This window comes from uncultured Bacteroides sp. (assembly GCF_947632445.1).
Taxonomy (GTDB): Bacteria; Bacteroidota; Bacteroidia; order Bacteroidales; family Bacteroidaceae; genus Bacteroides.
In genome coordinates, this window is record NZ_CANRPM010000094.1 from 1 (window position 1) to 7,704 (window position 7,704).

Here is a 7,704-nt window from a genome sequence, read left to right on the forward strand (position 1 = left end):
GGAGAGTTCCGCAAAGCAGCCGGGCCATGCACGAAAATCCGCTTTTTTCTTTTCCCGTCTCCCTAATTGTTGTACTTTTGCGTTTGCTGAAAGAAATCTTATGAAGACGAAAGAAGAAATTGTAGCCAACTGGCTGCCCCGTTACACCCGACGACCGCTGGAAGACTTCGGCGAATACATTCTGTTGACCAACTTCAACAAGTATGTGGAACTGTTTGCCGAGAAGTTCAACGTCCCCGTCCTGGGGCGCGACGCCAACATGACATCGGCCGGTGCCGAAGGCATCACCATCATCAATTTCGGTATGGGAAGCCCCAATGCCGCCATCATTATGGACCTGCTCGGCGCCATCCGTCCCAAGGCCTGCCTGTTCCTCGGCAAGTGCGGAGGCATCGACCGGAAAAACAGGCTGGGGGACTTAATCCTTCCCATCGCGGCCATTCGCGGCGAAGGTACGTCGAACGACTATTTCCCGCCCGAAGTGCCTGCACTTCCGGCCTTCATGCTGCAACGTGCCGTGTCGTCGGCCATCCGCGACCACGCCCACGATTACTGGACAGGAACCGTCTACACCACCAACCGCCGCATCTGGGAGCACGACGACCGCTTCAAGGAATACCTCAAGACGACACGCGCCATGGCGGTGGACATGGAGACGGCCACCCTCTTCAGCTGCGGCTTCGCCAACCACATCCCCACGGGCGCCCTGCTGCTGGTTTCCGACCAGCCCATGATTCCCGAAGGCGTGAAGACCGACCAAAGCGACAACCTGGTGACGAAGAACTATGTGGCCGAGCATGTGGAAATAGGCATCGAGTCGCTCCGCATGATTATCGACGAAAAGAAGACCGTAAAACACCTGAAATTCGACTGGTAAAAAGACTATGGCAAAGCAAGAACTGACGTGCGACGACATCCTGAAGGAGCTGCAAGCAAAGCAGTACCGCCCCCTCTACTACCTGATGGGCGAGGAAGATTACTACATAGACCAGATAGCCGGCTACATCGAAGAGAACATCCTGACCGATGAGGAAAAGGAGTTCAACCAGACGGTGATGTATGGGGCCGACGCAGACATAGCGACCATTATCAATGCAGCCAAACGCTACCCGATGATGGCCGAGCACCAGGTCATCATCGTCAAGGAGGCGCAGGCGGTGCGCGGCATGGACGAACTGACCTACTACCTCCAGAAACCGCTGCGGTCTACCATCCTCGTCCTCTGCCACAAGCATGGCGCGTTGGACCGCCGCAAGAAACTGGCCGGCGAGATAGAGAAGGCAGGAGGCATCGTCTTCGAGTCGAAAAAGATACGAGAAGCCCAGCTGCCCGCCTTCATCACTTCCTACCTGAAACGCAAGAACATAGACATCGAACCGAAGGCCTCGCAGATGGTAGCCGAATTTGTGGGTACTGACCTGAGCCGTCTGACAGGCGAACTGGAGAAGCTGATCATTACGCTGCCAAAAGATTTGACAAGAGTGACTCCCGAACAGGTGGAGCGGAACATCGGAATCAGCAAAGATTACAACAACTTCGAACTCCGGGCCGCCTTAGTCGAAAAAGATGTGCTGAAAGCTAACCGGATAGTAAAATACTTTGAAGAAAATCCGAAAGGGAATCCCATACAGATGACTTTATCTTTACTTTTCGGCTTCTTTTCAAACCTGATGATGGCCTATTATGCCCCCGAAAAGTCGGAGCAGGGCATCGCTGCTTTCCTCGACTTGAAGTCGCCCTGGCAGGCACGCGAATACATGGCCGCCATGCGCCGTTACAGCGGAATTAAGACGTTGCAGATTATCGGCGAGATACGCACGGCCGATGCCCGCTCGAAAGGAGTGGAGAACAACTCGGTGAGCGACGGTGATATTCTGCGGGAGCTGGTGTTTAGAATTCTGCATTGATCGATTCTTCTATAATTCTCCCATTGACGAATATAGAAATAGCGGTTAATAAGCTACATTACAGAAGCTTATATCAAAATAAAGCCTCTGAGAATGCGATATTTTCTCCAATCAGTAGTTTTACGGAAAAACGGGCCGGAAATTACAATAATAAAAAAAGGGAGGAAAATGTCCAAGCTTTCCAATCATTCAATTCTCCCTGCATTCATAGTTGTATGTATAATATATGTCTGAAATGGGCAGGATAGTTGTAAATACAACAAGAGAAAGTTTCCATCTGTAATATATTACAGTTTTACGTGTATAACAATCGTACTTGATCTCATCCTAAATGTAATATTCACTTTTGTTACGTAGGTGAATAAATGCGTATTTATCATAGTGAAGTAGGGGATTACATTTGTGTTTATCTAACAATTAAGAAAATGTATTGTTGCAAATAATTAGTTGTATATCAGAATGAATAATATAGTTTAATGTGAACTTGCTTTAATAAATTCCCTAAAAATAGGCTTTACTTATGTAAACCCTCCCTATTAAAGGACTATTTTACTAAATAATCAACCTATTATCAGCGTAGTATTGCTTTTTGCTAAAGTTTAATTCATGCAATAATTTTACTTATTTCAGGTATACGTCAAATACAATAATTAAAGTTGGAATAATAAAATATTTCTGTAATGCAAAAGAATTACAACATTAAATTTGCAAACATGAATTATGGTATTTACTTTTGTAACCGGAAAAATACTTTTTGTAATATATCCTATATGAACATCAAAGACCGCTTTAAAATGATTATGGAACGGGAAAAGCTAACCGCCGGAGCTTTTGCCGAAAGCATTGGAGTGGCACAAGCTACCATCTCACACATTCTGGGCCCTCGCAACAAATATCCAAGCACAGAGGTCATCCTCCGGCTTCACCAGCGTTACAGTGACATCAATCTCGACTGGCTACTCACGGGGCAAGGCAATATGAGCCACGAAGCCGATTCTTCCACCCTTGCCACCGAAGACATCGGAGCAAACTATCCGCTATTCGCTGAGAATGCCGAAAATGCGGCCAAAGGGACGGATGAACCGGAAAAACGCAAGGAAATGTCATTAGCAAGGTCTTCAAACGCTTCAAAAGAGACTGTAAAACAAGAGATTGTCTATAAGGAAAGGCCGCCCAGGAAAATCACTGAAATAAGAATTTTCTTCGACGACAATACGTATGAGACTTTTAAGCCGGCATAAAGGATGAATTAGGAAGTAGAAAAGCCTGAAAACGTCGTTTTCGACTTTTGCACTTCTCTCGGTTTGCACTATCTTTGCACAACGATTGAAATCCATTCTTTGTAGTAATGAAAAAATATATCTTAGATTTGACAGTCACGGAGAACGTCCGCCTGCACGCCCACTATGTGCTGCTGAAGCTGACATCCCCCCAGATGGAACTGCCGGAAATGCTGCCGGGACAGTTCGCTGAAATTCGTGTAGACGGCTCGCCCACTACGTTCTTGCGCCGCCCTATTTCCATCAATTACGTGGATAGACAGCGTAACGAGGTGTGGTTCCTGATTCAGCTTGTGGGAGATGGAACGAAACGTTTGGGCGAAGCGAAAGCAGGCGATGTAATCAATGTGGTGCTTCCTTTGGGAAATGGCTTCACAATGCCTGAAAAAGCCTCGGACAAGCTGCTGGTGGTAGGCGGCGGCGTAGGTACGGCTCCGATGCTCTACTTAGGCGAACAGCTGCAGAAACGAGGATGCAAGCCCACCTTCCTGTTGGGTGCCCGCAGCGACAAGGATCTGTTGCAGCTCGACCGATTTGTGGACTACGGTGAAGTATATACGACGACCGAAGACGGCAGTCACGGTGAAAGAGGTTTCGTGACGCGGCACTCTATCCTGGAACGAGTGGAGTTTGAGCACATCTATACGTGCGGTCCCAAGCCGATGATGATGGCCGTGGCACGCTATGCCAAAGCAAAGGGCATCGACTGCGAAGTGTCTTTGGAAAACAAGATGGCCTGTGGTGTAGGCGCCTGCCTCTGCTGTGTGGAAAACACCGATGAAGGCAACGTGTGTGTATGTAAAGAAGGTCCCGTATTTAATATAAACAAACTGTTATGGCAGATTTAAGTGTAAAGATTGGTGAATTGCAAATGAAAGGACCGGTGATGACCGCTTCCGGTACTTTCGGCTACGGTGAAGAGTTTGCCGATTTCATCAATTTGGAGCGAATAGGCGGTATCATTGTAAAAGGAACCACCATTCACAAACGTGAAGGAAACCCGTATCCGCGCATGGCGGAGACTCCTTCGGGCATGTTAAACGCTGTGGGACTGCAAAATAAGGGTGTGCATTACTTTGTTGAACACATCTATCCACGAATCAAAGACATCCGAACCAATATAATTGTGAATGTGTCGGGCTCGGCTATCGAGGATTATGCCGAAACGGCCTCCATCATTAACGAACTTGACAAAATTCCTGCCATAGAATTGAACATCTCTTGTCCCAATGTAAAGCAGGGAGGGATGGCCTTCGGTGTGACTGCCAAAGGAGCCGAAGAAGTAGTCAAAGCCGTGCGTCGGGTGTATAAAAAGACGCTTATCGTAAAGCTGTCGCCCAACGTGACGGACATTATTGAAATAGCACGCGCGGCCGAAAACGGGGGTGCCGACAGCGTTTCGCTCATCAATACCCTGCTTGGCATGGCCATAGATGCCGAAAAACGCCGTCCGCTGCTATCTACGGTGACGGGAGGCCTGTCCGGTCCGGCGGTGAAGCCCATTGCTCTGCGTATGGTATGGCAGGTGGCCAAAGCGGTAAAAATACCGGTCATCGGTCTGGGGGGCATTATGAACTGGAGGGATGCGATTGAATTCCTGCTGGCAGGGGCTTCTGCCGTCCAAATCGGTACAGCCAACTTCATCGACCCGACGGTTACGGTCAAGGTTGCCGAAGGTATCGACGACTACCTTACGCGACACGGATTTAAGGCTGTGACGGACATTATCGGCGCACTTGAGGTGTAGCGTCTGACAAAGATACCCTCTTCGCAAGCAAGTGTAATAAAAAAGGACATCAGCCGGATGATGTCCTTTTCTTCTATCTTTACATGCTTGTTCTATTCTCCCAACAAGTCGGGACGCAGCCGGCGAGTCCGTTCGATGGACTGCTGCAACTCCCATTCCTTAATCTTCGCCTCGTGACCGGACAGTAAAATATCAGGAACTTTCCAACCCTTATAGTCGGCCGGACGGGTATAGACCGGAGCGGCCAGCAGATTGTCCTGGAACGAGTCCGACAGGGCCGATTGTTCGTCGGACAGCACACCGGGAATGATGCGCACGATGGCGTCGGCCATGACGGCAGCGGCCAGTTCGCCCCCCGTCAGCACATAGTCGCCGATGCTCACTTCTTTCGTGATGAGGTGCTCGCGGAGGCGGTAGTCGATGCCCTTGAAGTGGCCGCACAGGATGATGAGGTTCTGTGTCAGCGACAGGGTGTTGGCCATGGGCTGGTTGAACCGCTCGCCGTCGGGCGTGGTGAAAATCACTTCGTCGTAGTCGCGTTCGGCCTTCAGGCTGTCGATGCAGCGTTCGATGGGTTCAATCTTCATCACCATACCGGCAAAGCCGCCAAAGGGATAGTCGTCTACGCGGCGGTATTTGTCACGGGTGTAGTCGCGCAGGTTGTGGATATGAATTTCGGCCAGGCCCTTGTCCTGTGCCCGCTTCATAATGGAGCAGTTGAAGAAGCCTTCAATCATCTCAGGAAGAACGGTAATAATATCTATACGCATAACATTTCTTGCCCCTTGCTAAAGGGCGTTGCAAAAGTACAATATTTAGGGAGATGGGAAAAGAAAAAGGCGGATTTTCGTGCATGCCCGGCTGCTTTGCGGAACTCCCCGATGAAGGGTGTTCGTGACCCTTGATGAAGGGTCATATTACCCTTAATTCATATGACATTTATTCGTATATTCCCTTTTTATAATCCGACAGATATTGGGAGAAAGTTTTGCCCGTCTGCTGCTTGAAGAAACGCATCAAATGGCTCGAATCCGAAAAATGAAATTTGTCTGCCAGTTGGCTGACATTGTAGTCGGAGAAGAGCAAGTCGCTCTTTAAGGCTTCCAGCAACCTTTGTTTCAACAGGTGGTTGGCAGAAACGCCAAATTGCGACATCACTGCATTATTCAGGGTAATGCGGCTGACGTGCATCATTCCGGCATATTCAGCAACCCGCTGCACTTTATGGATATGTCGTTCGAGCAAGTCTTTGAACTGATAGGCGTAATTGTTTTTAGGTATATTGACCGGTAAATGATAGACTGAAGCATATTCACGGTTAATAGTCAGCAGAAGATAATACAGGACGGCCACTATCAGATTGTAGCTGTCGGCTGTGGTATGAAGCAATTCTTGCTTGATTTTTCCCAAGAGCCGCATGTATTCGGCAAGGTTCTCCCGGGAAACTGACAAATGAGGCGGCGTGTCGGTCTGATAGCAATAGAGCAGACGATAGGCAAAGAACTTGTCCGCAATGAACGTGCGCATGAAGTCTTCCCTGAATATGAGAAAGGTATATTCTAATGCCTGTTCGTCGACATGCCACTCCTGCTGTTGGTGTGGGGAGAGAAGCAGTACCATGTCGTCGTGCAATTCTATCCGTTTGCAGTTCAGCAACAGAAATCCATTGGCCCGGCGGAGAAAGAAAAACTCAAAAAAGTCAGTTTTGAATGTCGTGTTTTCAGTCAGTACACCGCTAATATCCTTCCCGTTGCCGGTATTGATATAAAAATCCACACCGCATTGTGTCTTGCTGAAAGGTACGTTGACCAGTTTCGACGGATTGATACTCTTCTTTTGCATAATAAACAGATGTCTCCTGCAAAGATACGGAATTCGTTTATCAAAATGGCATATCTTATACATTTTAAGGCATAGGGGGATGAATGGAATCTTCCGAACTTTGCAGCGTATTAAATAATTAAACAATATATCTATATGGAAATGAACAACAAAACAACGCTTCAGCTGGTACGCAATGCTACCCTGAAAATTCAGTATGCAGGATATGTCATTTTAGTAGATCCTGTATTAGCGGAAAAAGAAACGCTGAGATCAGCACTTGGAGTTAATAAAAATCCAAGGGTTCACCTAAACATGTCGGTCGATGAGATTACAAAAGGCACAGACTTGGTTTTGCTGACCCACAACCATATTGACCATTACGAACCGAGCGTCCGGCAGTATTTGCCCCAAAGCATTCCTTTCTTCACTCAACCACAAGATCAAGAAGCAATTAAAAATGAGGGCTTTATAAATGCAAAATCCATCGAAACAGTTCTGTCAATGGAACGTATGAGCATTTACCGAACTTCCGGGCATCACGGAAACGGCCAGCTCGCCGTCATGATGGGGCCGGTATCCGGTTTTGTACTGAAAGCAGACCGCTTGCCTGTAGTCTATATCATGGGAGATTGTAAATGGGATGAAGAGACCCGTAAGGCAGTGAAAGAATTTCACCCCGACTATATTATTGTCAACAGCGGTGGGGCCGTATTTCCTGAATTCTCCAAGGATTTGGGGTCGATTATTCCAGATGAGCACGAAGTCATGCAGATGCTCGACGAGCTGCCAAAGCATGTCAGGTTGATTGCTGTCCACATGGATGCTATTGACCATTGCCAAACCACACGTGCCATCCTCCGCAATGAGGCACACCATCAGAAAGTAGACATGGCTCGCTTGTTGATACCAGAAGACGGGGAAATCATAAACTTGTAACATAACCTTT

8 protein-coding genes are annotated in these 7,704 nt (G+C 47.9%); 6 read left to right on the forward strand and 2 right to left on the reverse strand.

The features are described from left to right. Nucleotides 1–100: 100 nt before the first annotated feature. The 5 genes from Q0Z70_RS12480 (at nucleotide 101) to Q0Z70_RS12500 (ending at nucleotide 4,934) form a co-directional block, all read left to right on the forward strand. A complete protein-coding gene (locus tag Q0Z70_RS12480; RefSeq protein WP_298074993.1) occupies nucleotides 101–877 on the forward strand; it encodes an AMP nucleosidase in 777 nt (258 codons plus the stop codon). 7 nt (nucleotides 878–884) lie between these two features. Continuing rightward, the gene (holA, locus tag Q0Z70_RS12485; RefSeq protein WP_298074996.1) at nucleotides 885–1,907 is read left to right on the forward strand and encodes a DNA polymerase III subunit delta; all 1,023 of its coding nucleotides are present in this window, start codon (nucleotides 885–887) and stop codon (nucleotides 1,905–1,907) included. 770 nt (nucleotides 1,908–2,677) lie between these two features. Continuing rightward, nucleotides 2,678–3,148 (forward strand): helix-turn-helix transcriptional regulator, encoded by a 471-nt coding sequence (locus Q0Z70_RS12490; RefSeq protein ID WP_298074998.1) that lies wholly within the window; start codon nucleotides 2,678–2,680, stop codon nucleotides 3,146–3,148. A gap of 107 nt (nucleotides 3,149–3,255) precedes the next feature. Next, entirely contained in the window at nucleotides 3,256–4,035 is a 780-nt protein-coding gene (locus tag Q0Z70_RS12495) for a dihydroorotate dehydrogenase electron transfer subunit (RefSeq protein WP_298075000.1), read from the forward strand. After that, nucleotides 4,023–4,934, forward strand: a complete 912-nt coding sequence (locus Q0Z70_RS12500; protein WP_298075002.1) for a dihydroorotate dehydrogenase — start codon at nucleotides 4,023–4,025, stop codon at nucleotides 4,932–4,934. The genes Q0Z70_RS12495 and Q0Z70_RS12500 overlap by 13 nt, the downstream gene beginning before the upstream one ends. A 92-nt stretch (nucleotides 4,935–5,026) precedes the next feature. Here the strand turns inward: Q0Z70_RS12500 and trmD are convergent, their stop codons facing one another. Beyond that, nucleotides 5,027–5,704, reverse strand: a complete 678-nt coding sequence (gene trmD / locus Q0Z70_RS12505) for a tRNA (guanosine(37)-N1)-methyltransferase TrmD (RefSeq protein ID WP_298075004.1) — start codon at nucleotides 5,702–5,704, stop codon at nucleotides 5,027–5,029. Nucleotides 5,705–5,873: 169 nt separating this feature from the next. Further along, entirely contained in the window at nucleotides 5,874–6,776 is a 903-nt protein-coding gene (locus tag Q0Z70_RS12510) for an AraC family transcriptional regulator (protein ID WP_298075006.1), read from the reverse strand. A gap of 141 nt (nucleotides 6,777–6,917) precedes the next feature. On the opposite strand from Q0Z70_RS12510, the gene Q0Z70_RS12515 reads away from it, so the two are divergent. Next, nucleotides 6,918–7,694, forward strand: coding sequence for an MBL fold metallo-hydrolase (locus Q0Z70_RS12515; RefSeq protein WP_298075008.1), 777 nt, complete (start codon nucleotides 6,918–6,920; stop codon nucleotides 7,692–7,694). The last annotated feature ends 10 nt before the right edge of the window (nucleotides 7,695–7,704 follow it).

Bases quoted from the DNA above. Each gene is read 5' to 3' on its own strand.
- Q0Z70_RS12480 (WP_298074993.1), top strand. From the start codon at position 101: ATGAAGACGAAAGAAGAAATTGTAGCCAACTGGCTGCCCCGTTACACC.
- holA (WP_298074996.1), top strand. From the start codon at position 885: ATGGCAAAGCAAGAACTGACGTGCGACGACATCCTGAAGGAGCTGCAA.
- Q0Z70_RS12490 (WP_298074998.1), top strand. From the start codon at position 2,678: ATGAACATCAAAGACCGCTTTAAAATGATTATGGAACGGGAAAAGCTA.
- Q0Z70_RS12495 (WP_298075000.1), top strand. From the start codon at position 3,256: ATGAAAAAATATATCTTAGATTTGACAGTCACGGAGAACGTCCGCCTG.
- Q0Z70_RS12500 (WP_298075002.1), top strand. From the start codon at position 4,023: ATGGCAGATTTAAGTGTAAAGATTGGTGAATTGCAAATGAAAGGACCG.
- trmD (WP_298075004.1), bottom strand. From the start codon at position 5,704: ATGCGTATAGATATTATTACCGTTCTTCCTGAGATGATTGAAGGCTTC.
- Q0Z70_RS12510 (WP_298075006.1), bottom strand. From the start codon at position 6,776: ATGCAAAAGAAGAGTATCAATCCGTCGAAACTGGTCAACGTACCTTTC.
- Q0Z70_RS12515 (WP_298075008.1), top strand. From the start codon at position 6,918: ATGAACAACAAAACAACGCTTCAGCTGGTACGCAATGCTACCCTGAAA.